Raw genomic sequence first — 25,201 nt, forward strand, 5'->3', positions numbered from 1 at the left:
GCTCTCATCCGTCGATCGGCACGAGCTGCACGATGATCTTCTTCTTCGCGCCGTACTCGATGATCTCGTCGAGCATGGCGAGGAACTCGGGCGTCGCCGCGGAGCGCGGGTAGGCCAGACGGAACACCCAGACCGAGATGTCGTCGGGGCGGATCACCGCACCCCAGGAGCGGTCGGGAACCGTACGGTAGTGGTGGAGATCGTCGATGTGCAGCTGGATCTGCCGCCGCATCAGGGCGAGCCCGCCGGAGACCCGGTAGCTGTCCTTGCGCGGGTCGATGGTCTTGATGCTGATCGCCGTGCCGCCGTCGTGGCTGGTGTAGACGTCGATGCCCTTGCTGCGCGGCGGCAGGTTGCCGCCGAGCGCGTCCTCGATGGTGAACCGGTCCTGCGGGTCCTTCCACGGGGTCTGCAGGTCGGGGACCTGCACCGGCGACGACGTGCCGGTCTGCCGGGTGCCGAGGTCGACCTTGCCGGCCTTCAGGCCCTCCGCCGGATAGGTGGGCGGCGCACGGCCGGCGGCGGCCTCCTGGCGCTGTTTGCGCAGCCGTTCGACCTCCTGCTTCACCTGGGCGGTGGTCATCGCGGTCGCCTGGATCTGCACCTGCGCGGTGATCGACACCGTGACGACGCCGCTCTTGGCGGCTGCCCGTTTCTGCGCCAGCCGGGCCTGCGCCATCGCGCCGGACGCCGCGTCGGTGCAGGTCACCGTGCCGGTGCCGTTCGCCGGGACCGGCGTGGGCGGGCTCACGCACAGCCCGGCCGGGGTGCCGTCGACCGCGATGTTGGCGGTCATCGTCGCGGTGACCTTGGAGTCGACCACGGTGGTGTCGCCGGCGCCGGAGACGTCGCTGGTCACCGCGGCGTTCACGGTGCAGGCGCCGCCGCACGCGATCTGGCCGGTGGTCCGCGCGTTGAACCTGACCTGCGGGTCGGCCGCGTCGACGAGTTGGGTGGCGGAGTCCTCCAGTTCCGCGTAGAGGTCGTCGACCTCTTCCGGGTTCAGCGCGCTGACGTCCATCTCGCCGGCCGGCTCGGGCGCGGGCACCGCGGGCGGTTCGGCCGGGCCGTGCAGCCAGGCCCGCAGCACCCCGCCGGGAATTGCCGGCAGGTCGGGCAGGTCAGGCAGGGAGGGCAGGGACGGCAGGGCGGGGCGGGCCGAACCGGACGACCGCGACGGGACGGACGGGAAGGCCGGCAGCGACGGGACCTTCGCCGCCGGCACGTAACGCAGCACCCGGTGCGGCTCGTCCTGGCTCACGTAGAGGTCGCCGCGGCCGGCGTGCGCCCGGTAGGCCGCCACCCCGCCGACGGTCGACTCGGTGAACTCGACGGCCTCGTCGACCAGCGTCGACAGCTGGGCGGCCAGCGCCTGCGGCGTCTGCGCCGCCGGTCCGGCGCTCGCCAGGGCGCCGCCGGCCACCCACCGGTTACGCAACCCCAAGCCGGCTTCGGCAGCGCCGGGCAGCAGGCCCTTCGGGGTCTTGAGGTACGTCTTCCCACCCACCCCGAGCAGCCGGAACTCCTGCCCGGCCAGGGTGATCGTGCCGACCGAGTCGCCGTGGCGGGTCACCCGGCCGGCGGCCTGCGCCCCGGCGAACGAGGTCCGGTAGGTGACCGCCTCAGCCTTCGCCAGGTTCCCGATCGCCCGGTCGAACGGCTCGCGCCCCGGTCCGCCCGGCCACAACCGCCACGCGGCCAGACCACCGACCAGCAGAACGACCAGCGCGATCGCCAGTCCGATCAGTAACGCCCGCCGCGACCGCGGCCCACTGTCGCCCGTCGTCTCCATCGTTCGGCCCCCGTCCGCCATCCGGATCGACGCCAAACAATACTGTCGGGGCGTCGATGGAGCGGCGGGCGGGTCGGGTTCGCACCGCTGTGACACGGTGGTGGGATGAACCCCGCTGCCTGGCAGGGGCCGCCCCGCGACGTCCTCGGCCGGCCCGTGCCGATCCAGCGGTTCGTCGCCCGGACCGGCCGCGCGGTCGTGGCCCTGCAGGAGGTCGTCGCCTTCCCGGAGGGCTGCCTGCTGATGTTGCTGATCGCCGCCCGGCGGGGGTCGCTGGAGGAGCCGGCCTGGGTGCGCCTGCACGACGAGACCGGGCTGCGGTTCGGGGTGCGCTTCCCGGACGGATCGAGGGCGACGACCGCCGGCAACGCCTTCCCGGGCTGGGCGCCGGCCACCGACCGGCCGGCGCCGCCGATGCTGGTCGAGGGCGACGGCGGTGCCAGCAGCGACGACCGGTTCTACCGCGGTGACCAGCAGCTCTGGCTGTGGCCGCTGCCGCCGCCGGGCCCGTTCGAGTTCCTCGTCGAGTGGCCGGGCATGGACCTCGGCGTCGCCGCCACCACACTCGACGGCGACGCCATCGCCCGGGCGGCGAAACTGGCCGAGCCGTACTGGCCGTGACCGGGCGGGTCAGCCCGGCGGGCGCTGCCAGGGCTTGCCGACGATGGCGTAACGCACCGTCGTGAAGCCGATGACCGTGCCGGCCGGGATGCCGGCCATGTCCTCGGTGAGGCGGTCGCGCTCACCGATGAACGCGCCGGTCACCGGGTCGATGACGATCTCCTCCTGGATGCCGGCGGCACTGACGCCCAGGGCCGTGCCGGTGTGCCCGTCGAGCGTCGCCACCTGCTCGGTGATCTGCAGGGTGGGCAGGTGGGTGAGTGCCCGGTACAGCGCCGCCCGCAGGCCGGCCGGGAGCAGCCCGCTGCGCAGCGCGTCCGCGACGTAGACGAGAACCTCCTGGTCCGGGTCGCGGCCGTGGCCCTCGGTGTCGTCGCGCAGGCGGTCGTAGAGCTTGCGCGGGTCGCGGGGCAGACCGGCGAGGAACGTGGCGCTCGGCGACTGCCAGTTGCCGTCCGCGGTGCACAGATCACCGCTGTCCGGGTAGAACGCTCCACACCGGCCACTCAGGCGCTCCGGGTCGGCCACGACGTCGAGCCCGGCGGCCGCGATCGCTTCGTCGGTGCCCAGCAGGCGGGTGCGCTCGCCGGTGTCGGTGCGCAGCTGGAACCACTCGCCGGACGGGTCGGCGGGCACCCACGTCTCGCTCCGGCTGCCGAACAGCACGGCCGCGTCCGGGGCCTGGCCGAGCGCCCGCGCGTGGGTGGCGATGTAGCGGTAGCGACCGGCCGGCACCGGCTCGTCCACGGTGCGGATCTGGGCGTCGGCGGCGGTGTCCAGGGTCTGCGCCACCTCCACCATCGCGCCGTGCGGCGCGGCGCCGCGCACCACCACGACGATCACCGCGGCGGCCAGCACCACGGCGGCAGCCGCGAGCGACAGCGACGGGCGCCACCTGCGGCGCGTCACGGTTGGCTGATCAAGACCGGACAGCACGCGTACGCGTACGCGCCGCACCGTGTCGGTGCCCTCGTCCGGCGCCGGGTACAGCTCGTGCAGAGCGGCGTCGAGCTCGTCGGTCATGACTGGCCTTCCGTCGGCGGGAGGGTGGTGGCCGAGGCGACGGCCCGCAGACCGCGCCGGACCCGGTGCAGCCGGGACCGGACGGTGCCCTCGGGGATGCCGAGCGCACCGGCGATCTCCCGGGTGTCCAGGCCGGCGAGGCTGTTGAGCAGCAGCACGTCCCGGTCGCCGTCGGGCAGCGCGGCGATCGCGGCAGCCAGCCCGGCCAGCCGGCTGCGGGCGTCGAGCCGTTCCGCGACCCGGTCCTCGGTGCCGTCGTCCGGTGCGGTGCGCCCGGAGAGCCGCTGTGACATCCGCTGCTGCTGCGCCTGGGTGCGGTGGTGCCGGCGCAGCAGGTTGACGGCGATCCCGTAGAGCCAGGCGCGGGCGCTGCCCCGCTCGGGCCGGTAGTCGCTGCGGGCCGACCAGGCGGCCAGGAACGTCTCGGCGACCAGGTCCTCGGCCTGCGCCGCCTCCACCTGCCGGGCCAGATAGCGCCACAGCCCCGGCGCGTGATCGTCGAAGATCGCGGCAAACCACGCGGCGCCCGGCGGATCGTCTCCTGCCGTCACGGGCACCTCCCCGCCGGCTGCCCCGGCCATCGGCAATCTCATGCCAGGTATTGCCAGAAGCCGCGCCGCGCGTTCACGCCACCCGGAGACTGCGGATGATGCCGGCCGGCGGGGCGGGATGGGTCATCACCACGGTGTGGCCGGCCGGCAGGTCGGCAAGGGTACGCCGGGTCCGACGTCGAAGAAGATCTGTTCGCTCATGTCTCCTCCGCGGGTCCGCCGGGTCCGCACGCCACGATAGTGCCGACCCGGCGGTCCGGCGTCAGGACGCCTTGCGGATGCCGGGGAGCTCGCCGCGCAGGGCCATCTCGCGGAAGCGGACCCGGGACAGGCCGAAACGGCTGAACACCGCCCGCGGCCGGCCGTCGATCATGTCGCGGTTGCGGCGGCGGACCGGGCTGGAGTCGCGGGGTAGCCGGGCGAGGGCACGCAGGGCGTCCGCTCGGGTGTCCGGGTCCAGCACCGACTTCTTGAGTTCGGCCCGCCGCTCGAAGTGGCGGGTGACCAGCCCGGCGCGGCGCTTCTCGCGTTCGGTGAGGCTGCGCCGGGCCATCAGCGGTCCTCCCGGAAATCGACGTGGCGGCGGGCGACCGGGTCGTACTTGCGCAGGACCAGCCGGTCGGGATCGTTGCGGCGGTTCTTGCGGGTGACGTACGTGTAGCCGGTGCCGGCGGTGCTGCGCAGCTTGATGACGGGGCGGATGTCGGTGCTCCTGGCCATCAGATCCGCACCCCGCGGGCGCGCAGCCGGGCGACGACCGAGTCGATGCCGTCCCGGTCGATGATCTTGATCCCGGTGGTGCTGACGGTCAGCCGCACGGTGCGGCCGTCGGCGAGGCGGTAGCGGCGGCGCTGGACGTTCGGGTTCCAGCGGCGGCGGGTGCGGCGGTGGGAGTGGGACACGGCGTTGCCGAAGCTGGGCTTGGCGCCGGTCACGTCACAGATGTGGGACATGGTGGCGACTTTACAATGAAAACCATTTCCAATAAAAAGAAGGGGTGAGCACCGAACCCATCGCGTCCGCCCCGCCCGCCTCGGTCGACAACCGGCCTGCCGTCACCGTGCTGTCCGGGTTCTCGCCCGGCGCGGTCCACGCGGCTGCCCGAGCTCTGCTGATCGCCGACGAGCGGCTGCTGGCGGTCAGCCACGACATCACCGGCATCCGCGACGGAACGGTGCGCCGCACCGTGCGGTCCGCCTCCGCGCTACTGGAGCAGGAGACCGTGGAACTCGTCCACGGCTGCGTCTCCTGCACGCTGCGCGAGGACGTGCTGCCGACGCTGGTCCGGCTCGCGCGTACCCGGCCGGGCAGCGACATCCTGCTGATCCTGCCGCCCGCCGTGGAGCCCGAGGCGGTCGCCGCCGCCTGCTCGCACTGTCTGGTCGACGGCGCGCCGGTCACCGACGTCGTCCGGTTCGACTCCTACGTCACCGTGGTCGACGCGGACCGTTTCCTCGACGACCTGGCCAGCAGCGACGACCTGGCGCACCGCGACCTGCACGCCGCCGAGGACGACCATCGCGCGGTCGCCGAGGTGGTCGCGCACCAGGTGGAGTTCAGCGACACGGTCATCCTGTGGAGCCGGCCGGACACCGACACGCGGGAACTCAACCGGGTCGGCACGCTGGTCCACCGGCTCGCGCCCTGGGCGTTCCAGGTGCCGATCGGCACGGCCAACAGCCTGGACTGCAGTGGGCTGGCCGCGCTCGTACGCCGCAGCGGCCGGCACGACCCGGAGCGCCCCGGCGTGCTCGGTCTCGCCCTGGAGGGCCGGGCCATCGCCGTGCACGACCCGGACTCGGCCGAGGTGGTCTCGATCCTGTTCGACGCCCGGCGCCCGTTCCACCCGCAGCGGCTGCACGACGCCCTCGACGAGTTCACCGGCGAGGCGCTGCGCGGCCGCGGCCAGCTGTGGATCGCCAGCCAGCCGGACACCGTCATCGCCTTCGAGTCGGCCGGCGGCGGGGTCCGCCTGGGCAGCCTCGGCTACTGGCTGGCCGCCCTGCCGGTCGAACGCTGGACCGGCACCAGCGACGACCGGCGGCTCGCCGCCGACCTCGCCTGGGACCCGTACTACGGCGACCGGCGCACCGTGCTGGCGCTGATCGGGCTCAACCTCGACCACGCCGCGGTCACCGCGCTGCTGACGTCCTGCCTGCTCACCGACGCCGAACTGGCCGAAGGCTTCGACGCCTGGCGTGACCTGCCCGACCCGTTCGCGGGCTGCTTCCCACTGACCGATTCACCCTGACCAGCCACCCGTTCTGGACCGGCCGGCAGCGCCTGCTCGACACCGCCGGCCGGGTGGAGAGGTTCCGCGCCGAGTACGCCAGGAGGGCACAGCAGTGATCGCATGATTCACTGTCACCCGTGACGTGGCGAAACCTCCGGCCGGCGGCGGCCGCCCTCCTGCTGGTAGCGGTCGTCGCCGGCGGGCGCTGGCTGTATCACCGCCCGCCCTACGGGCCGGAGGCGCTGGGCGTCGAGTCCTCGCTGACCTACGTCACCCCCGCCGAGGCGGCGGCCGCGCTGGGGCACGGCGTGCCCGAGCCGGTGATGCGCAAAGGCGACTCGGTCGTGCTCGGCCGGATCTCCTGGCGAACCCCGCCCGAGCCGCTCGGCAACGGCCACTTCCTGATCTTCCTGATCGACAAGCGCACCACCACCAAGGTGGACTTCTACGGCGGCACCTCACCACGGGGCACCGCCGCCATCGGCACCGGCAGCGCCTCGGCGGACAACGAGATCGCCGAGCGCTACCCCTGGTTGCGGGGCGCCCGGGACCCCGACGGCGGATCCCGGCTGTCGGTGGGCGACGGCGCCGCCACTCCCCTGACCTTCGCCGCCTTCGTGCCCGCCCGCCCGGCCATCGCCAACCTGATGCTGGCCATCGCCTACCGCGGCCCCGACCAGCAGCTCTACTGGGCGCACCGACTGCAGGGCTAGGCCGCGGTGTGGCGGGCCAGGGCTGACACAAAGGCGTCCCAGGCCGGCCGGGGCACGTCGTGTCCCACCCCCGGCAGGATGAGCAGTTCCGATCCGGGCATCGCCCGGTGCAGGGCCTCGGCGTGCGGGAGCGGGAAGACCGGGTCGCGGTCGCCGTGCACCACCAGCACCGGCACGGTGATGTCGCCGAAGCGGTCGGGGCCCGGGCCGTCGAGGTCGATGGCGTAGTGGTTGGCGAGCGTCGCGGCGTAGTCGCGGCTGCGAGCCACGTCGTGGGCGACCAGCGCCCGCACGGCGGCCTCGTCGAAGTGATCCGGGCCGCCCGAGTACGCCCGCGCCCCCGCCACGACGTAGTCCACCACCGAGGACGGCTGGGTGAGATCCGGCGCGGCCGGGGTGTTCTCGCCGAGCGAGTCCGACGGCGGCGGCAGGCCCGGCTCACCGGTGGAGGTGGAGACGAACGTCAGCGACGCCACCCGGTCGGCGTGCTCGGCACCGAGCGCCAGCCCGATGCCACCGAACATGGACTGGCAGACGACGTGCGCCCGGCCCACACCCCGAGCGTCCAGCACGCCCAGCGTGTCGGCGACCAGGTCGCTGAGCGCGTAGCCCGGCTCCCCGGGCGGATAGCTGGTGGACCGCCCGGTGTCCCGCGGGTCGTAGCGGACGACGAACCGCCCGTGGGCCGCGATCCGCTCGCACAGGTCGGCCTCCCACCACAGCATCGAGGCCGCCGCGCCCGGCACCAGCAGGATCGCCGGGTCGCCGGAGCTGCCGAAGGTTTCCACGCACAGCTCCACGCCGTTGACCGGCAGGAGCACCTCCCCGTTCGACACGTGACCACTCATGGGGTCACGCTAGCGCGGTGTCCCTGATGGTCTACCAGGGTTCTTGTCGAGGAGCGCCTCGAGCCGCTGGACGAGTCCATCGTCGAGGTACTCCGTGGCGGTCTCGCGGAAGGCTCCAGGTCCACACGCTTCACGGACCTCCGCGAGCCGACGAAGGTTCAGGGGCTGTTGCGGCACACCGAGTTCCTCATGGACGCGGAAGGACCTCAGGAGTAGCTCGACAGCCTTCTCCTCCGGGCCCACCTCCGAGTACAGCGATCCGAGTTGAGCACAGGTTGCCGCTGAAGCCCGGGCATCGCCGATTTCTTCCTCGATCTTCAACGCCTGGGTGTAGCGGTACTCCGCCTCGTCGTGATCCCCCAGTGCTTGAGCCAACGTGCCGAGATGGTGATAGGCGTAGGCAATGCCGTAACGGTCACCGAGCGCTTCCGCGACCGCCAGGGCTTGCTGATACCAGCGTTCCGCGCCCGGCAGGTCGCCGTTGAGCTGGGCAAGGGTTCCCAGATGGTGGTGAACATTGGCCACCTCGGCCGCGTCCCCCATCTCCTCGAAGATCGCCAGAGCTTCGCGGTAGAACCTCTCCGCCTCGACGACATCCTCCCGTTCCGAGGCGAGCTTGCCGAGCCGGCCGTATCCGCTGGCCATCCCGGCGCGGTCGGCGGCCCTCTCCGACATCTCGAGGCCGTACCGGTAATGACGCTCTGCCTCGGCGAATCGACCGAGGCTCTGCAGGCACATACCGAGGTGGCCATGGCTGGCCGCTATGCCTTTCGCATCCTCGAGCTCGGAGAATATGGCGAGGGCTTGCCGATAATGACGCTCGGCGCCGGGAATGTCACCGCGACGGTGTGCGAGAGTGCCCCGCTGGTGCAGGAAGCGCGCCGTGTCACCGCGGTTCGCCATGTGCTGGGAGGCTGCCTGGGCGCGCTGATAGTGCTGCTCGGCCCCGGCGAGATCGCCTCGTCGTGCGGCGATGTTACCGATCCTGGCGTGCCAGTCCGGCCGGAAGAACGATTCGGCCGGGAGGCGGTCCAGCATCTCGTAGCTGAGGCTGACCTCGCGATCCCAAGCCCCGACCCCGTCCAGGGCATCGCACAGGTGCTGGGCGACGTTGCTCGCGGTGAGAACGGCACCCGCCGCGAGGAAATGGTGACGAGCCTCGTCCCAGTATTCGACGCGTACCGCAGCGGAGGCCGAACTGGTTTGGGCGAGCTCCAGCCAATACAGGGCCGCAGCGGAATGGGCACGCTCTACCTGTTGAGCCTGCCCGGAGGCACGCCAACGCTCGTGCAGTTCGACGGCTGTCCAGCGATGCATGACCACACGTCCGTCTGCAAAAACATGGAGCAGACCGGTGAACCGGATGGCCGCGAGAAGATGATCCAGCTTTTCGACACTCTCCACCGCAAGCGCGTCCCGGTCAACCGGTTGCCGGTAGACACTGATGTCGATCAGTAGATCCACCGCACCGTCGATCGTTCCCAGATGATCGAGGTGCTCGGCGAGCAACACGTCATCGGCGGCGATCGCAGCGACCTCGCCGATCGCCGCGTCAAGGGAACGGGTTTCCGCCAACCAGGCTTCCGCCTTGTGATCGCCGAGGCGCTTCCTGACCGCGCTGGTCAACCGCCTGGTGACATCCGAGAATCGCGCCTTTCCGTTTCCCAGCAGGGAATCCAGATATTCGAGTGTCCGGGGATGGCCGCCGACGCAGTGCCAGATGCGGTCAGCGGTCGCCGCGTCGAACACATGTCGCTGCAGCGACGGCAGGGCCCACATGAGTTTCCGGCTCTCAGCGCTGCTCATCGGGGCCAGGTGATGCCAATGCAGCAGGTCGTCCACATCGTCCGGGACGACGAAGGGAAAGCGCGAGGTGATGACCATGCGACTCTCCGCCGGCCGGAGGATCCAGCAGGCGAGGAGGTCTGCGAGCGAAGAATCCAGGATGGTCCGGCGCCCCTCGCCGGTGAGGTTCTCCTCGAACTCGTCGAGCACGAGAAAGAGAGGGACGCGGGTGAGTAGGTCGTCGTGCAGCAACGCGAAACGGACCCGCCACGGCAGGTCCATTCGAGTGAGCATCTGCACGGCTTCGGTCTCCGGGCCGGCGGTCAATCCCTGGCGCAGCAATGCGGCGCGGAGCGTCGCCGCGACTGCGGCGAAGATGCCGTCCACCGTGACCCGGCCGGTGCAGGTGACCACGCGCCAGGCCGGATCACGGCTGGTGATTCGCAGCACGATCTCTGCTGCCAGGGTTGTCTTTCCGATACCGCCGATGCCCAGCAGCACCAGCCCGGTCACCGCGCCGTTCGTCAGCATCGACGGAAGGTGGCGCTGTTCGCTACGACGACCGACGAACTGACCGGCCGGCCGGGCCAGAATGCCTCCCACCGGGACCGGACAGGGCGGCGGCATTCGATTCCTCGTCGCGGCATCCACCACGATCACCTCGGGCTGGGCCGCGAGGACCGTGACGACACTCCACTCGTCCAACGCGGCGAGCAGGGATTCGATCGGCCGGTTCGAGCCGGCCAGCTCACGCTGAACCATCCTGCGCGCGTCGGCCACGGCATTGATCAGGTTCACACCCGGCCGCGATGCCAGCTCAGCGTAGAGGCGGGCGAAGAGCTTGGTGGCATACCGATCGGTGACTGACGTCTGGATGCCGATGACCGCGGACGCTCCCGCCGCGGTCAACGCCGCAGCGAAGGAACCGCCCTCCGGCTGAGCAGCGATGTCGGTGTAGCAAGCGGCCAGGGCGACCACCGGTGGCATCGCGCCGGGCGGAATCGCCTCCTCCACGAAGCGGGCGGCGGTGATCTCGCGGGCGTCGCCGGCCTCGTCCTCGAGGATCAGCTCGCCCGGCCGCCCGTGCGCGGAAAGATGCAGTACGTGCGCCCCTCCCTCAGCGAGCGCCGCACGAATAGCTGATGTCGTTGCGAACGGGACTATCGTGACCTGCGCCGCGTTGCGCTTGGCAGCCGTCATGGCGTTGATCACCGTTGAGAGCTCGTGCTCGTAGTCGAGCAGCGGGCCACCGCCGGTCTCCGGCGAGGCGATGGCGACCACGATGCGCAGCGGACCCGGGCCGGGACTGACCCGCCCGGCCGGCACCTTCCTGAACACCGAAACCAGCGGATGCAGCGCCAGCGGTCGCCCGCTCACCGGATCAGGAACGGCCTCCCACGGCAACTCGCTGTAGGCCGGGGCATCGACGGCCAGGCGTACCGGCGCGGTCTCGCCGGTTGCGCGCGTCATCACCCGGATGAGAGCCGCGCGTAGTGGGCCGGGCAGGAACGAGTCACTCAGTAGGTCGCCGGCCCTCCGCAGCGACAACATCGCTCCCGCTTCCGCGGCGGGCGGAGGATCATCCGGGGATGAGCGCACCTCCAGTCTCGTCGGCTGTGCCCGCCGGCGCAGCACGTCGTTCATCGCGTGCGCGAGCCCGGGAGACACCCCACGGTGCGGCGCGGAAACGTCGATCCCGGCGCCCGCGAGCCGGACGTCGGTCTCGGAAACGCTCAGAAGCAGGTCGAGAGGGGACCCCGGCGGCTGGGCCGCGGCAATCCGCACATCCGCCAGACCCACCAGCAGCGGCGCGATGTCCTCGGTACGTGCCACCCACACCGCGTGCTGCAGATAGGCCGACGGCCCGCTCTGGTAGCGAGCCGAGACCACCCCGACAACGCTGCCGTCGTCAACTCGCCGGACCGGAGCGCCGCTCATTCCCTTGACCAGGTTGGGAGCGTTAATGACGCCGAGCGGCACCTGGTCCTCGCGGACCGCCGGGCCGTGCCATGTCGCAGCCGTGCTGGAAACCGCGAACGGTTGATCGTTGAGGAAGCGCGAAACCCCCGTCACATGCACATCCGTGGCCGGGTCCACGGAGTCCGACGCAGCCAGTGCCGGCACGCAGCTGTCCAGCGGCTCGGCGCTGGTCAGCACCGCCAGGTCGCGCAACTCGTCCACCGCGTGGACGCGGGCAATCCTCGGAGGCCCCGAGGACAGCGCACCCACGTGCACGTCAGCACCGGGCTGCTCGGCGCCGCAGTCGGCAACGACGTGCCACGCGGTCACCAGCACACCCGGCTGTATCTGGAAACAGGTCCCCACTGCGGTCCCGGCCGAATCGACGACCCTGCCGAGATAGCCCGGTAGCTCAGCGGGCGACGTCATAGGTCAACGTCACGGCGAGTGCGGCGCCGGCCTTTCCCTTCGCCATCAGCACGTTGCCTTCCAGCGACACGTTGAGGCCGAACTCGACCTGCACCTCTCGCGGCTGCCGGCCGGACTTGATCAGACGGTCGATCGTGCCCGCCACGGACTCGGCCACACCGAGAACGGCCGCTTCGGCGCGCTCGTAGGCGTCCTTGACCTGTGATGCCGCGGAGGTCGGCTCGGAACCCACGACGTTGACCGGCGTAGCCTGCACAAGAATCTCAACGCCCGCGAACTCGACCGGCACCACATGGGCGGCAACATCACTCATAGCCAACAACGCTGGCACAGCATGTCAACGATCCCCGTGCTCAGGCCGGGCACCTCAGGGGCTCGGGGTGGAACCGGTGTGGGGGCGGCTGCGTCGTACCGGCATCGGCCGCTCGGCCGGCAGGGGTGTGGAGGGTTTCATGCGGATGCGATGGTTCGGTGTGGTGCTGGCCGGGGCGCTCGCGGCGGGGTGCGGCAGTCCGTCGGCCGCGCCGGGCGTGCCGGACGCGACCGCTTCGGCAGGGGCGGCGCGGGGTGGGCCCGCCGCACTGGTGGGGTTGTGGAAGCTGTCGGTTCCGGCCGAGCCGGCGGAGACCGTGATCCGGTTCGGGGGCGACGGCGAGCTGGGGCTTTTCCGGCCCTGCCTGACGCTCAGCGGCCAGTGGAGGGCGAACACCGACGGCCTGGTGCTGGGTGACCTCAACAGCTACAGCGTCCCCACCGAGCAGCCGGAGTGCGCCTCGGTGAAGGAGCCGGACGCCGACGCGGACCTGGTGCCGGAGTGGCTGGCCCGGGTGGCCGCTTTCCGTGCCGACGGTGCGCAGCAGATGCTGCTGGACGCGAGCGGCGCGACCGTCGCCCGGCTGATGCCCGGCGCGAGCCCGGTGTCCCGGCCCGACATGGCGGCCGAGGTGACCGGCGTTCCCACGCTGGATGCGGAAGCCCGTGAGCAGCTCGAAGCCGTCGCCGCACCGCTGCCGGCGAAGCTGACCCCGGCCACCACGGCGGCCATGCTGGGTCGGTGGCGGCCGGACCCGATGCCGTCCGAGGTCATGGCGGACGGGCCGTTCGTCGAGTTCCAGGACGGCGGGAAGTGGCAGGGCAGCGACGGCTGCAACGGCGAGGGCGGCCGCTGGCTGGCCGGGCCGGACGGCGCCCTGCTGGCCGCGTCCGGGCCGACCACGCTGGTCGGCTGCGAGAACGTGTCGGTGGGCTCGTGGCTGGTGGAGGCGGGCCGGGCCGGCTTCGACGGCACGACGCTGGTGCTGGTCGACCCCGCCGGCAAGGAGCTGGGCCGGCTGGTCGAGTAGGCGCAGGTGACGTGGTTGGCCCGGTGGATCGCGAGCAGGGCCGCCTCGGACACGCAGTAGGGCAGGGTGAGCACGAGATGTATACCTGCCTTTCCGTGCGGAGGAATGGTCCACTGAGCGGACCAACAGAACCACCAGGCAGATCACAGGCGGATCAGGATGCGTTGAGGAAGGCCAGGACCGCCATCACCCGGCGGTTGTCGTCGTCCGAGGGGATCAGGTCGAGCTTGGTGAAGATGCTCGCGATGTGCTTGCCGACGGCGCTCTCGCTCAGGAACAACCGCCCGGCGATCGCCGCGTTGGAGCGGCCCTGCGCCATCAGCTCCAGCACCTCCCGCTCCCGCGGGGTGAGCCGCGACAGCGGCGAGGCCGAGCCACCGGAACTGAGCAACCGGGCGATGACCTGCGGATCCATCACCGTGCCACCGGCCGCCACCCGCCGCACCGCGTCCGCGAACTGGTCGCCGTTGAGCACCCGGTCCTTGAGCAGATAACCGACCGCGCCGGCGCCGTCGGCCAGCAGCTCACGGGCGTACAGCTGCTCGACGTGCTGGGACAGCACCAGCACCGGCAGGGCGGGCATCGCCCGGCGGGCGGCCAGCGCCGCCTGCAGGCCCTCGTCGGTGAAGGTCGGCGGCAGCCGCACGTCGACGACGGCCACGTCGGGCCGGTGCCGGGTCAGCGCCGCGCGCAGGGCCGGCCCGTCGGCGACCGCCTCGGCGATGGTGAAGCCGTGGCTCTCCAGCAGCAGGACCAGGCCGTCTCTCAGGAGGTGGAGGTCTTCGGCGAGGACGACGCGCACGGAACCTCCATGGTGACGACGGTGGGACCGCCGGGCGGGCTGTGCAGGGACAGGGAACCGTCGAAAGCGGTCAGGCGGCGACGGATGCCGCTCAGGCCGGTGCCGCCGGCCGGGTCGGCGCCGCCGGGACCGTCGTCGGTCACGACCAGGCGCAGCCGGCCGTCACGGTGGGTCAGCTCGACCGCGACGTGTGACGCGACGCGGGCCGCGTTGGCCAGCGTCTCACAGGCGGCGAAGTAGACGGCCGACTCCACCGGTGGATCGAGCCGCCCGGGCAGGTCCACGTGCACGGTCACCGGCAGCGGGGTGTCCAGGGCGACCGCGCGTACCGCGTCGCCGAGGCCACGCTCGGCCAGCACCGGCGGGTGGATGCCGCGGACCAGGTGGCGCAACTCGTCCAGGGCGGCGGCCGAGGTCTCCTGGGCCTGGGTGAGCAGCTGCCTGGCGCGTACCGGGTCGGTCTCCATCAGCCGGGCGACGGCGCCCAGGCCGAGACCGACCGCGATGAGCCGGGCCTGCGCGCCGTCGTGCAGGTCGCGTTCGATGCGGCGCAGTTCGGCGGCCTGCGCGTCGACGGCGTCGGCCCGGCTGGTGCTCAGCTGCGCGACCCGGGTGGCCAGCAGGGACGCGGCCGTCGGGCGCAGCAGGGCCCGGTCCCACCACAGCCGCAACCGCGTCACCGGGACGGCCAGGAGCAGGCCGAGCAGCGTCACCGCCAGCCCGGTGAGCAGGCTCGTCCAGTCCGGGATCGAGGCCGGGACCAGGCCGGCGAGTTCGAGGGCGTACCACAGCCAGAACGGGGTCACCCAGTAACCGGTGGCCAGGCCCAGCGGCACCGCCCAGATCACCCAGGTCAGCGGCTGCCAGACCAGGCCGAAGAAGCCGAGGCTGACCACGGCGGCCGGGAGCAGCGAGACCGGGCCGAGCGGCAGCGCGCCCAGCGACCACAGCTGGTCGCGCCAGGTGGCCGGGTCGCGCGCCACCGAGCCGTAGCGCCGGGCGAACTCGAGGTCTTTCCGGTTGTCGTACAGGGTGCGGCCGTACCGGTAGGTGCCGTCCTGGTCGGCGACCGGAGGCGGCGGCAGTGGCCGGTAGGGGCTGGGCAGGTCGGCGCCGGTCCACTCGCGCGCGAACCGGCGGTACAGCTCGACCAGCGGCCGCAGGACCGTGGTGATCGGCAGGAGCAGCCCGCCCAGCGACAGCACGAGCGCGACCAGGGACAGCAGGGTCGCGCCGAACACCGCGAGCGAGATCCCGGCCAGCCCGGCGGCGTGCCAGGTCAGCGCGAACGCCCGGCTGATCCACCGCCACGGCGCGGACGGCTTGCGGTCGGCGGGACGCAGGCGGGCCTGCGTCAACCGGCCATACCAGCGCAGGGCGAGCGGTGCGACCAGCACGGCAGCCGCGGTCGCGGCCACCGACACCCAAGGCTGCAACAGGGGTACGAGTAGACCGGTCACGATCAGCAGCGGGGTGCCGAGAATCGGCAGGGCGCTGGTGAACGGGGCGGCGACCAGCCAATACCACTCCCGGGCCGCCTCCGGGTCCTCGCCGTAGTGGTCCGCGCGGGCCAGCCAGCGCGGCACCACCGGGGACTTGAACAGGGTCGTGCCGTGCACGTACCAGCCGTCCGGCCGGCGCTGCGGGACCGGCGGCGGCCCCCGTTCGATATCGGGCAGGTCGGCCCCGGCCCAGGTGCGGGCGAGCCGCCGGCCGAGGGCGACCAGCCGGAACTGGCCGGCGACCGCCCTCGGGAAGGGCAGGACCACCGTGGCGGCTGCCACGACGAGCAGCCCGTAGCCGAAGCCGGCCACCGCCAGCAGGGCCAGGGCGGTGCACCGGGCCAGGGCGAGCACGTGACGAGTCATGTGTTCAGCCTTCGCCCGGGCGGCCGCGACCACATGGAGGCAGGCTACCGAGCCGGGTGGGGATAACTACACCGGTTGATGGAACAGGACCTCCGGGTTGGCGGTGGTCGGGCCGTCCAGCAGCGGCCGGGGCATCCCGCGCAGGTGCAGGTCGAAGAACGCGCCCACGTAGTCGCGGACGATCCGCGCGGCCCGGTCGCCGGGCAGGGGGAAGTCCGGGTCCGGCAGCCCGGCCTGTTCGGCGAGCACCGGCACGTCGGAGAAGTCGAAGTGGCCGGTGCCGGTCACGGTGAGCCACCGCTTCCAGCCGTCCAGTTTCGGCCAGTCCCGGTCCCACGTGGTGTCGAAGTCGCCGGGCCGGTGGCGGGGCATGCCGAGCATCAGGAACGGACGCCGGTCCAGTCCGGCCGCGGGCACCGGCTGGAAGAACGAGCCGTCCATGTTGACCCCGGCGCGCACCCGCCGGTCGGCGGCCATGGCGGCCGCGGCGGCGTTGCCGCCGATCGAGTGCCCGGCCATCCCGATCCGGGTACGGTCGATCAGCCCCGCGTGGCGCCAGGCCGGCCGGGCGTCGGTCAGCCGGTCGAGCAGGAACGTGACGTCCTGCGCCCGGCCGGCGACGACCTTGGCCTCGTCGTCGGTCAGGCAGGCGGCGCAGGTGAGGACCCGCCCGCCGGGGAAGGCGGTGCCGGCGGACTCGTAGGCGTGGTCGAGCGCCGCCACGACGTACCCGCGGCCGGCCAGTTCCTCGGCGAGGTGGGTGAGCGTGTGCCGGTGCAGCGCGAACCCGGGCGAGAGCACCACCAGCGGATACCGTCCCGGTCGCGGCCGTGCCGACTCCCGTGCGGCGGTACGGGTGCCGCCGACCACCTCCGGCTCGACCAGCCCGGTCGCCCCGCGCTCCGCGATCAGCAGCCGCGCCTCGGTGGTGCTGAGGTACCGCGCCGGCCGGCCCGGTCCCGCCGCCGGGTAGAACATCGACACCATCAGCTCGCGCGGGTTCTCCGGCACCCAGGGATCACGGCGGTCCCGGTCGACCAGGTGGAGAACGTCGCGGCCGACGGCGTACGGCCCGGACGGCGGCGGCAGCGCCAGCCGCGGCGACGCGGCAGCCGGCGGGGCGAGGGCGACGGTCCCCGCCACGGTCAGCGCGACGGCGGTGGCGATCCTCTTGGCGGCATCGATTGTCGTCATGCCCTCAGCCAACCGGAGCGCCCGGCCGGCCACACTCCCCCGCGCTGGAGTCTCGCGGGTATACCCAGCACTACCTCCGGCGGTCATGTCACAGGACGCCGTGCTGTCTCGACTCGTGTGGTGAAGGAAGAAGACACGAGGAGCGTCGTATGAGTCTCGATCTCTGGCTGTGGATCGTGGCCGCCCTGCTGGCCACTGTCCTGCTGATCAGCACCTCGAAGATGTTCGTACCCCGGGAGCGGATCGCCGCCGTCGGCCGCGCCGGGGAGTGGGTGATGGATTTCAGTCCCCGTGCCCTGCGGATGATCGGGACCCTGGAGATCCTGGCCGCGGCCGGGCTGATCCTGCCCGCCGTGCTGGACATCGCCCCGATCATGGTGCCGGTGACCGCCGTCTGCGTGGCGCTGCTGTTCACCGGCGCCGCCATCATGCGCCTGCGCCGCGGCGAGCGGGCCACGATCATCGCCGACCTGGTCTATCTCGGTCTGGCCGTCTTCGTGGCATGGGGCCGGTTCGGCCCCATGCCACTCGGCGGCTAGCGCAGGGTGTCGACGTCGATCACGAAGCGGTAGCGGACGTCCGACTTGAGCACCCGCTCGTACGCCTCGTTCACCCGGTCCGCGCTGATGATCTCGACCTCCGGGGCGATGCCGCGCTCGGCGCAGAAGTCGAGCATCTCCTGCGTCTCGGCGATGCCGCCGATGCTCGAACCGGCGAACGAGCGCCGCGCGCCGAACAGCGAGAACACCTGCACCGGCAGCGGCTCCGGCGGTGCGCCCACGCTGACCAGGGTGCCGTCGAGACGCAGCAGGCTCAGGTAGGCGTTGATGTCGACCAGCGCGCTGACCGTGTTGATGATCAGGTCGAAGGAGTTGGCCAGCGTCTCGAAGGTGGCCGGGTCGCTGGTCGCGTAGTAATCCGTGGCGCCGAAGGCCAGGCCGTCGTCCTTCTTGCTGAGCGTCTGTGACAGCACGGTCACCTCGGCGCCCATCGCAGCGGCGATCTTGACGGCCATGTGGCCGAGCCCGCCCATGCCGACGACGGCGACCTTCTTGCCCGGCCCGGCCTTCCAGTGCGCCAGCGGCGAGTAGGTGGTGATGCCCGCGCACAGCAGCGGCGCGGCCGCCTCGTGCGCGATCGACGCCGGCACCCGCAGCACGAAGTCCTGATCGACGACGACGTGCGTGGAGTACCCACCCTGGGTGACCGTGCCGTCGCGGTCGACGCTCGCGTAGGTCCCGGTGTTGCCGGCCACGCAGTACTGCTCCTGGCCGGCCCGGCAGTTGGCGCAGTCGCGGCACGAGTTGACCATGCAGCCGACGCCGACCCGGTCACCGACGGCGTGCTTGGTGACCTCGGCGCCGACCTCGGTGACGTGCCCGACGATCTCGTGCCCGACGGTCAGCGGGTAGGGCACCGGGCCCCAGTCGCCGCGCACGGTGTGGATGTCGGAGTGGCAGATGCCGGCGTAGCTGATCTCGATCAGGACATCGCGCGGCCCGACGTCACGCCGCTCGACCGTGGCACGGACGAGCGGTTCGGTGGCCGAGGGGGCGGCGAGGGCGTTGACGGTAAGGATGGTGGCTCTCCACTTCTTTCGTGATCATCATCCAGTAAACCGCATGGTCAGCGGCGGTCGGTGCCGACCAGCCCGCACTCGTACCCGAGAATCACCGCCTGTGCCGGGCTCTACCCGGCGTGGCGCGCCGCACGCCTCTCCCCCACCGAGGCGCTGCGCACCGTCTGAGGTGATCTGCCGACCACCTCGGGGACCGGGTTGCGCCGGGGCAGGCCGTCGATCAGCCCGTCCAGGCGCTTGAGCTTCGCGTCGCCGGCGTCGGCCAGGTAGTCCTCGGGGCTGGTGGCGTCCCGGCCGCCGGGCACCCCGGCCATCCGCAGCAGCACGGTGGCCAGCACCGCGACGGCCAGGTTGATCGCCAGGGCCACGATGCCGACGTACACGGTCATGCCGTTGCCGACCGGCCAGCTGGAGCCGCCGAAGTGGTCGGCGACCACCTGGCCGGTCGCGTTGACCTTGGGGATGTCGTAGAGCATCGCGAGGCCGGCGCCGAGCCCGGCGAGCAGCCCGGCGATCAGCCCGGCCCGGTGGAACCAGCCGGTGAGCAGCCCCAGGAATGTCGCCGGGATGGTCTGCAGGATGACCACCCCGCCGATCAGCTGCAGGTCCACCGAGAAGGCCGGGTCGACGGCGAGGATCAGCCCGGCCGCGCCGAACTTGACGACCAGCGACACCCACCGGCTGACCTGCGCCTCGGTGGCCGGTGAGGCGTCCGGCCGCAGGTAGGGGCGGTAGAGGCTGCGGGTGAAGGCGTTGGCCGCGGCGATCGACATCACCGCGGCCGGGATCAGCGCGGCGACGCTGAGCGCGGCGTAGGCGATCCCCGCCGACCAGCTGGGGAAGTACTCGTGGATCAGCCGCGGCACGACGGTGTTCAGGTCGCCGTCGACCGGGGTCACCCCGCGGGACAGGGCGAAGAACCCGAGCAGGGCCATCAGCGCCAGCGCCAGGCAGTAGACCGGCAGGGCGGCGGCATTGCGGCGTACGGTCGCGCGGTCCTTCGCGGCGAGCATGGCGACCAGCGCGTGCGGGTAGGCGAACACGGCCAGCGCCGAGCCGACGACCAGGGTCAGGAAGCCGAGGTGGCCGGTCTCCGGCAGCAGCAGCCCGTCGATCCGGGAGGGGGTGGCGGCGAAGTGCTCGCCGGAGACCCGGAAGGTGCGGTCCCAGCCGCCGTACATGGCGACCACCAGCAGCGCGGTCAGCAGCATCCAGGCCATCAGCACGTCCTTGACGACCGACAGCAGGGCGGGCGCGCGCAGCCCGGAGCGGAACGTGCAGACCGACACCACGGTCACCGCGGCCAGCAGCGGCCACTCGCCGCCGAACCCGACGGTACGCAGCACCGCCTGCAACGACACGAGCTGCACGGCGACGTACGGCATGGTGGCGAGGATGCCGGTGACCGCGACCGCGGCACCCAGGCCGGGGGAACCGAACCGGGCGCTGACGAACTCGCTGTGCGTGAGAAACCCGTGCCGCCGCGCCACCGACCAGGCCCGGGTGGTGAAGACGAAGGTCAGCGGGGTCGTGATGATCGCGAACGGGACGGCGAAGAAGCCGATCGCGCCGATGCCGTAGGTCAGCGCCGGCACCGCGACGAACGTGTACGCGCTGTACATGCTCCCGCCGATCAGGAACCAGATGGTCCAGTTGCCGAACGCCCGGCCGCCGACGCCCCACTCCTCCAGGCTGTGCGGGTCCTGCGGGGCACGCCAGCGGGCCGCGCCGAAGCCGAGCACCAGCACGACCGCCATCAGGACGACGAAGACGCCGACCTCGATCTGCCGGTCACTCATGGTCGTCCTCGCGGGTGACGAGGTGCACCGCCGAGATCACCACGATGGCGAACAGCGCGCAGGCGAACTGGTACCAGAAGAAGAACGGCACGCCCAGCACGGTCGGTTCGATCCGGTTGGCGAGCGGGGTGAGCAGCGGCGCCACGGTCGGCAGGAGCAGCAGCCACTGCCAGTGGCGGGAGCGGGGGGCCATGGAACTCCTTGCACTCAATCGCGCGCGGCACGCCCGAGGGCGTGCCGCGCGTCATTTTTCGAGGTCGGTGGATCAGCCGGCTTCGCGCCAGTTCTGCGCGGCGTCCGCGGGCAGCAGGTAGCCGGCCCGGATGTTGCGCAGGTCGGCCCGCACCACCTGGGCGACGTAGCGCGCGTGGCTGGGGTACAACCGGTCCAGGACGGCCCGGTCGAACGGGACGTGGGTGCCGAACAGCCGGCAGAACGACTCGCCGCTGTTGTCGCCGCTGTTCAGCGCGGTCGGCGCGGCCACCTGGGAGAGCCGGATCCCGCCGCGGGCCAGGCCCAGCTCGTCGCGCTGTTTTGTGCCGTCGGCGTTGACGGCGAGCGGTTCGGCGGACGGCGGGGGCGTGCCGCGGCGCACCCAGCGTTCCAGGTGGGTGTAGGACGCGGCGACCACGTGGTGCAGCGGGACCCGGCTGAACGGGGGCTGGGCGCAGTCGTACACCGGAGCGGCGCCGAGGTCACGCACCTGGATGGGCTGCCGGTAGACCTGGCCGGCGTGGCCGGAGTGGGCGCTGCCGGCCACCTCCCAGCGGCGGAACCGGTCGGTGTCGGCGGGCCGCACCGGGCTGCGCACGTCGGTCTCGGACAGCACCTGGAACACCGGCTCGGCGCCCTGCCGCGCCGGCGCGGTGCCGACGATGAAGCCGTAGCCGTCGAAGACCGGCCGGACCTGCGGCAGCACCCGGTCGTAGTAGACGGTCATCCGGGCCGCCGACTGGGACGCGCCGATGGCCAGCAGGGTGCGGGCTTTCAGCCCGCCGAGCGGGCGCCGGCTCGCGGTGAGTGCCTTCGCGGCCTGGGCGAAGATGTCGTACGACAGCTCGTCCGCGACGTACGCCCCGGCGCCCGTCACGTCGAGTGTGCCGTAGCGGGCCGGGCTCCAGCCGCGCAGCTGGTCCACGCCGACGCGCTGTGCGGAGACGCCGATCCAGGCGTAGCCGGCCCGGGTGACCGTGTCGGCGTTCCAGAGCGCGTCGAGGTCGTATCCGGCCGTGACGTTCTGCCACTCGACCAGGGCGGTGCCGTTGAAGCGCTCGGCCCGGGCCGGACGGCGCACGAGGATCCGGGTGGTGTACGGGACGTCCTCGGCGACCCGTACGCCGGCGGTGTCCCAGCCGTCGGCGCGGCCGGAGATCAGGAACTCCTGCTCCACATAGCCGCGCCTGGCCAGGTCGTCGGGTGTGGAGAAGAACGGATAGGTGTCACCGATGTCGGGTGACTTCGGGTCCCCGGGCACGGTGCCGGGCAACGGGCCGGAGACCGACGGCACGGCGACCGGCTCGACCGCGGCCGGCCCCGTCGTCGCGGGCTGGGCGGCGGCGGGCAGGCCGGCGACCGCGACGGAGGCGACGACGGCGATCGCGACGGCGGTGGATCGCCACGAATGCTTGACCATGCCGCACCATATGCACTCGTCGATACGTGGAGCCATGGTCGCGGGAAAAGCTGCGACAGGTGTCTCAGCAAGCCGCCAGCAGCAGGGTGCGGGCGGCCCGGTGGGCCAGGCCCAGGTCGGCGCTGCGGCCGGCGACCAGCTCCGCGTAGAGCGCCGACTCGATGATCCGCACGTACAGGTAGGCGAGATCGGCGCCGGCGCCGTCCAGCCCGACCTCCTGGAAGATCTCCTGCTGGGCGTCCACGATCCGCTCGGTGAGCCCGCCGGCGCTGGTCAGCAGGATCCGCGCGGCGGCCTCCGGCTCGGCGGCGATGAACCGGCGGAACGGCTCGGCGGCCAGCAGCCGCCCGGTGAACCGGTAGGTGATCTCGACGGCCCCGTCCACCCCGGACCGGGTGCGGTGGCGCCGGGCGTCGGCGAGCATCCGCTCGGCCAGCCGCCACAGCACCTCGCCGAGCAGCCGGTCCCGCCCGTGCGTCACCCGGTAGAGGGTGGCGCGGCTGATGCACATCGCGGCGGCCAGCCGATCCATGTCGACGGTGCCGTGCCGCAGGAAGAAGCGGCACCCGGCACGTGCCACCTCGTCGTCACTCACCACCCGACGGCCGGTCATCCCTGCACCGTACGTGATGTTGCTCGATGAAGGCCTCCAGGCGCTCGGCCGGCATCGGGCGGCCCAGCAGGTCGCCCTGGCCCAGCCGGCATCCGGCCGCCTGCGCGGTGGCCAGGTCGGCCGGGGTGGTGATGCCGTGGGCGACGACCTCCATACCGAGGCGCTGCCCGAGCGTCACCGCGACGTCCATGACGACGCCGGACTCCCCGAACGCCTCCTGGTCGATCTTCAGCAGGTCGATCGGGAGGATCCGCAGCCGGCTCAGCGAGGTCGGTCCCGCGCCGAAGTCGGTGGCCGCGGTCCGGATGCCCTGCGCCCGCAGCCGGCCCAGGTACGCCGCCACGTCATCGGTCGCCGGCCCGTGCGTGCCGTCGCTGACGTCGTTGAGGTCGACCTCGACGACCAGCGCCGAGTACGGCAGCTGATGGTTCTCCAGCGCGGTGTGCAGGCCGGCCTGGAACGCCGGGTCGACCAGTTGACGCGGCCGGACCTCGACGGCCAGCCAGAGCGACTCGTGCCGGCGTCGCCACTCGGCGAGCAGCCGGCAGGCACGGTGCAGCACCCGGTGCCCGATCTCGCCGAGGATCCCCAGCTCCTCGGCGAGCAGCAGCAGTTCGCCGGCCGGCACCGGGCCGAGCGTGGCATGCCGCCACACCGGCCGGACCTCGATCCCGGCCGGCGCGCCGCCGGGCAGTTCGGCGATCGGCTGGTAGTGCAGGTCGATCTCACCGCGGTCCAGCGCACCGGGCAGGTCCTGTTCCAGGGTGGAGCGGCGCAGCAGGCGGGTCTCCATCTCCGCGTCGTACCACTCGACGGCGGCCGGCGGCCCGGACCGGACCGACCGCAGTGCGAGCGCCGCGCGCCGGATGACCTCGTCGGTGACGTCGTCGCCGGTGACGTCGGCCAGGCCGGCCCAGGCGGAGAGGTGCGAGACCGTGCCGGCCGCCGTGTACGGCGCGGACAGCGCGTTGACCAGCTGCCCGGCGAGCAGGTGCGCGCGGACCGCCCCGCAGCGGGTGAGCACCGCGAACCGGGTCTCGCCCAGCCGGGCCGGGACGTCCGCGCCGGCCACCCCGGTCCGCAGCCGGCGGGCCGCCTCGACCAGCACGAACTCGGCCAGATCCGCGCCGTGCACGTCGCCGACCGCGGTCAGCCCGCCCAGCTCGATCACGATCATGGCGCCGGCGTCCGGGATCAGCTCGGCCGCCCGCAGCATCCCCTCCCGGTTCGCCAGGCCGGTCTGCCGGTCCAGGTGGGTGGTCTGGCGCAGCGCGTTCTCCAGCCCGCGCAGGTTCGTCACGTCGCGGATGTGGATGACCAGCGTGTGCCCGGGCTCGGCCGGGTCCGGGCCGTTCGTGGTCCACTCGGTCTCCCGCCAGCGGCCGAACCCGTCGCGCAGGCGGACCGCGAGAGCCGCCGCGGCGCCGTCGCGCTCGGCCATCCGCGCGCTCAGGTGGGCGTGCAGCATGTCGACCTGGTCCGGGTGTGCCAGCGCCGTCACCGTCCGGCCCAGGACCTCCTGGTCGGAGAGGCCGAACTGGCGTGCCGCGGCCGGCGACTGCCAGCGCACCGCCAGGTTGGCGTCGAGCACCATCGCCACGTCGGCCGAGCCGAACATCAGGCTGCGCAGCCGGTTGCCCTGGTCGGTGAGGTGCCCGGCCTGCCGGCGCAGGGCGACCGCGGTCACCCACTCGCGGGTCGCCACGGCCGACACCGCCACGGTGCCCAGCAGGATCGACGTGGCGTCCACCCGGCCACCGTTGATCAGGTGGTACACGGTGATCAGCGCCGAGCCGAGGATCAGGATGGCGAGCAGCGGGAAGCTCGCCGAGGGCTCGCTGCCGGGCGAGGGCATCGGGCCGACGTCCGGGGAGATCCGCACCGAGCCGTACCAGAGCAGCGCGGCGGCCAGGTTGATCGCGAACGCGGCGACCACGGCGGCCGTCGCCGCGTTCGGCTTGCCGGCGAAGTCCTGGCCGATGACCAGCGCGGTCATCCCGATCAGGGACAGCGCCGCGGCGGGCCCGCACCACTGCAGCGCGGCCCGGTGCCGGATCGCGTGGACGCCGGTGACCGCGACCGTGGCGGCCGCTCCCGCACCGAAGACCAGCGCGGTGATCGCCGCGCCGCGCCGGTCGCCGCCGCTGAACAGCAGCACCCAGGACGAGAAGATCAGGCAGGCCGTCACGCCGAGCACGTCCAGCCCGAACCGCAACCGGCCCAGCAGGTCGCGGCGCTGCTGCGGGCGCAGGATGGCCGGCAGGAACGTCGCGGCCACCAGGAAGAGCGCCACCAGCGGGATCTCGGCCGGCAGCGGGACACCGCCGGCGACCAGCACGTCCGGCGCGACCAGCACGGCGATGCCGCTGCCCGCTCCGGCCAGCGCGGCCAGGCCGATGCCGGCGGCCAGGGCCAG

23 protein-coding genes and 1 pseudogene are annotated in these 25,201 nt (G+C 72.4%); 6 read left to right on the forward strand and 18 right to left on the reverse strand.

Annotated features, from left to right (window positions below; genetic code table 11):
* Positions 1 to 4: 4 nt before the first annotated feature.
* Positions 5 to 1,792 carry a hypothetical protein gene (locus tag AB0F81_RS26060; RefSeq protein ID WP_360201291.1) on the reverse strand — a complete coding sequence of 596 codons (1,788 nt, stop codon included), beginning with the start codon at positions 1,790 to 1,792 and terminating at the stop codon, positions 5 to 7.
* 105 nt (positions 1,793 to 1,897) lie between these two features.
* Between AB0F81_RS26060 and AB0F81_RS26065 the strand changes: the two genes are divergently transcribed.
* Entirely contained in the window at positions 1,898 to 2,413 is a 516-nt protein-coding gene (locus AB0F81_RS26065; protein ID WP_360201293.1) for a hypothetical protein, read from the forward strand.
* A gap of 9 nt (positions 2,414 to 2,422) precedes the next feature.
* Here the strand turns inward: AB0F81_RS26065 and AB0F81_RS26070 are convergent, their stop codons facing one another.
* The 5 genes from AB0F81_RS26070 to rpmB form a co-directional block, all read right to left on the reverse strand.
* Positions 2,423 to 3,436 carry a CU044_5270 family protein gene (locus AB0F81_RS26070; protein WP_360201295.1) on the reverse strand — a complete coding sequence of 338 codons (1,014 nt, stop codon included), beginning with the start codon at positions 3,434 to 3,436 and terminating at the stop codon, positions 2,423 to 2,425.
* Entirely contained in the window at positions 3,433 to 3,987 is a 555-nt protein-coding gene (locus tag AB0F81_RS26075) for a sigma-70 family RNA polymerase sigma factor (protein WP_360201297.1), read from the reverse strand. Before AB0F81_RS26075 ends, AB0F81_RS26070 begins: the two co-directional genes overlap by 4 nt.
* A gap of 262 nt (positions 3,988 to 4,249) precedes the next feature.
* A complete protein-coding gene (gene rpsN / locus AB0F81_RS26080; protein WP_360201300.1) occupies positions 4,250 to 4,540 on the reverse strand; it encodes a 30S ribosomal protein S14 in 291 nt (96 codons plus the stop codon).
* Complete coding sequence (rpmG, locus tag AB0F81_RS26085; RefSeq protein WP_360201301.1) at positions 4,540 to 4,707, reverse strand: 50S ribosomal protein L33; 168 nt, start codon at positions 4,705 to 4,707, stop codon at positions 4,540 to 4,542. Before rpmG ends, rpsN begins: the two co-directional genes overlap by 1 nt.
* On the reverse strand, positions 4,707 to 4,940 hold the full coding sequence (gene rpmB, locus AB0F81_RS26090) for a 50S ribosomal protein L28 (RefSeq protein WP_360201302.1): 234 nt from the start codon (positions 4,938 to 4,940) through the stop codon (positions 4,707 to 4,709). Before rpmB ends, rpmG begins: the two co-directional genes overlap by 1 nt.
* 44 nt (positions 4,941 to 4,984) lie before the next feature.
* Between rpmB and AB0F81_RS26095 the strand changes: the two genes are divergently transcribed.
* From AB0F81_RS26095 to AB0F81_RS26105, 3 genes and pseudogenes are all read left to right on the forward strand, one after another.
* Complete coding sequence (locus AB0F81_RS26095) at positions 4,985 to 6,238, forward strand: GTP-binding protein (protein ID WP_360201304.1); 1,254 nt, start codon at positions 4,985 to 4,987, stop codon at positions 6,236 to 6,238.
* 2 nt (positions 6,239 to 6,240) lie between these two features.
* Positions 6,241 to 6,336 (forward strand): annotated as a pseudogene (gene rpmE, locus AB0F81_RS26100) (50S ribosomal protein L31); the annotation flags it as partial.
* Between the two features lie 21 nt (positions 6,337 to 6,357).
* On the forward strand, positions 6,358 to 6,933 hold the full coding sequence (locus AB0F81_RS26105) for a hypothetical protein (RefSeq protein ID WP_360201306.1): 576 nt from the start codon (positions 6,358 to 6,360) through the stop codon (positions 6,931 to 6,933).
* Here the strand turns inward: AB0F81_RS26105 and AB0F81_RS26110 are convergent.
* From AB0F81_RS26110 to AB0F81_RS26120, 3 genes are read right to left on the reverse strand one after another with little or no spacing between them, the layout of a single operon-like run.
* Positions 6,930 to 7,781: an alpha/beta hydrolase gene (locus AB0F81_RS26110; RefSeq protein WP_360201308.1), complete on the reverse strand. Its 852-nt coding sequence runs from the start codon at positions 7,779 to 7,781 to the stop codon at positions 6,930 to 6,932. The two genes, AB0F81_RS26105 and AB0F81_RS26110, sit on opposite strands and share 4 nt — an antisense overlap.
* Positions 7,782 to 7,790: 9 nt before the next feature.
* Positions 7,791 to 11,954, reverse strand: a complete 4,164-nt coding sequence (locus AB0F81_RS26115; protein WP_360201310.1) for a tetratricopeptide repeat protein — start codon at positions 11,952 to 11,954, stop codon at positions 7,791 to 7,793.
* Complete coding sequence (locus AB0F81_RS26120) at positions 11,938 to 12,285, reverse strand: CU044_2847 family protein (protein WP_360201312.1); 348 nt, start codon at positions 12,283 to 12,285, stop codon at positions 11,938 to 11,940. Before AB0F81_RS26120 ends, AB0F81_RS26115 begins: the two co-directional genes overlap by 17 nt.
* Positions 12,286 to 12,406: 121 nt before the next feature.
* Between AB0F81_RS26120 and AB0F81_RS26125 the strand changes: the two genes are divergently transcribed.
* Complete coding sequence (locus AB0F81_RS26125) at positions 12,407 to 13,297, forward strand: hypothetical protein (protein WP_360201314.1); 891 nt, start codon at positions 12,407 to 12,409, stop codon at positions 13,295 to 13,297.
* Positions 13,298 to 13,451: 154 nt separating this feature from the next.
* Here AB0F81_RS26125 and AB0F81_RS26130 read toward each other — a convergent pair whose 3' ends face one another.
* The 3 genes from AB0F81_RS26130 to AB0F81_RS26140 all read right to left on the reverse strand — a co-directional run bounded on the left by AB0F81_RS26130 (position 13,452) and on the right by AB0F81_RS26140 (position 17,161).
* A complete protein-coding gene (locus tag AB0F81_RS26130) occupies positions 13,452 to 14,099 on the reverse strand; it encodes a response regulator transcription factor (protein ID WP_360201316.1) in 648 nt (215 codons plus the stop codon).
* On the reverse strand, positions 14,063 to 15,967 hold the full coding sequence (locus AB0F81_RS26135) for a histidine kinase (protein WP_360201317.1): 1,905 nt from the start codon (positions 15,965 to 15,967) through the stop codon (positions 14,063 to 14,065). The genes AB0F81_RS26130 and AB0F81_RS26135 overlap by 37 nt, the downstream gene beginning before the upstream one ends.
* A 66-nt stretch (positions 15,968 to 16,033) precedes the next feature.
* On the reverse strand, positions 16,034 to 17,161 hold the full coding sequence (locus AB0F81_RS26140) for a hypothetical protein (protein ID WP_360201319.1): 1,128 nt from the start codon (positions 17,159 to 17,161) through the stop codon (positions 16,034 to 16,036).
* Positions 17,162 to 17,310: 149 nt separating this feature from the next.
* On the opposite strand from AB0F81_RS26140, the gene AB0F81_RS26145 reads away from it, so the two are divergent.
* The gene (locus tag AB0F81_RS26145; protein ID WP_360201320.1) at positions 17,311 to 17,700 is read left to right on the forward strand and encodes a DoxX family protein; all 390 of its coding nucleotides are present in this window, start codon (positions 17,311 to 17,313) and stop codon (positions 17,698 to 17,700) included.
* Here the strand turns inward: AB0F81_RS26145 and AB0F81_RS26150 are convergent.
* The 6 genes from AB0F81_RS26150 to AB0F81_RS26175 form a co-directional block, all read right to left on the reverse strand.
* Entirely contained in the window at positions 17,697 to 18,740 is a 1,044-nt protein-coding gene (locus tag AB0F81_RS26150; RefSeq protein WP_360201328.1) for an NAD(P)-dependent alcohol dehydrogenase, read from the reverse strand. The two genes, AB0F81_RS26145 and AB0F81_RS26150, sit on opposite strands and share 4 nt — an antisense overlap.
* A 110-nt stretch (positions 18,741 to 18,850) precedes the next feature.
* Positions 18,851 to 20,539: a sodium:solute symporter gene (locus AB0F81_RS26155; RefSeq protein WP_360201321.1), complete on the reverse strand. Its 1,689-nt coding sequence runs from the start codon at positions 20,537 to 20,539 to the stop codon at positions 18,851 to 18,853.
* Positions 20,532 to 20,732, reverse strand: coding sequence for a DUF3311 domain-containing protein (locus AB0F81_RS26160; protein WP_360201323.1), 201 nt, complete (start codon positions 20,730 to 20,732; stop codon positions 20,532 to 20,534). The genes AB0F81_RS26155 and AB0F81_RS26160 overlap by 8 nt, the downstream gene beginning before the upstream one ends.
* A gap of 72 nt (positions 20,733 to 20,804) precedes the next feature.
* Entirely contained in the window at positions 20,805 to 22,172 is a 1,368-nt protein-coding gene (locus AB0F81_RS26165; protein WP_360201324.1) for an alpha/beta hydrolase domain-containing protein, read from the reverse strand.
* Between the two features lie 64 nt (positions 22,173 to 22,236).
* Positions 22,237 to 22,785 (reverse strand): QsdR family transcriptional regulator, encoded by a 549-nt coding sequence (locus tag AB0F81_RS26170; protein ID WP_360201325.1) that lies wholly within the window; start codon positions 22,783 to 22,785, stop codon positions 22,237 to 22,239.
* On the reverse strand, positions 22,760 to 25,201 hold a 2,442-nt coding region (locus tag AB0F81_RS26175), incomplete at its 5' end, for an EAL domain-containing protein (RefSeq protein WP_360201327.1). The genes AB0F81_RS26170 and AB0F81_RS26175, both read right to left, overlap by 26 nt.

It is taken from the genome of Actinoplanes sp. NPDC024001, assembly GCF_040638955.1.
Taxonomy (GTDB): domain Bacteria; phylum Actinomycetota; class Actinomycetes; order Mycobacteriales; family Micromonosporaceae; genus Actinoplanes.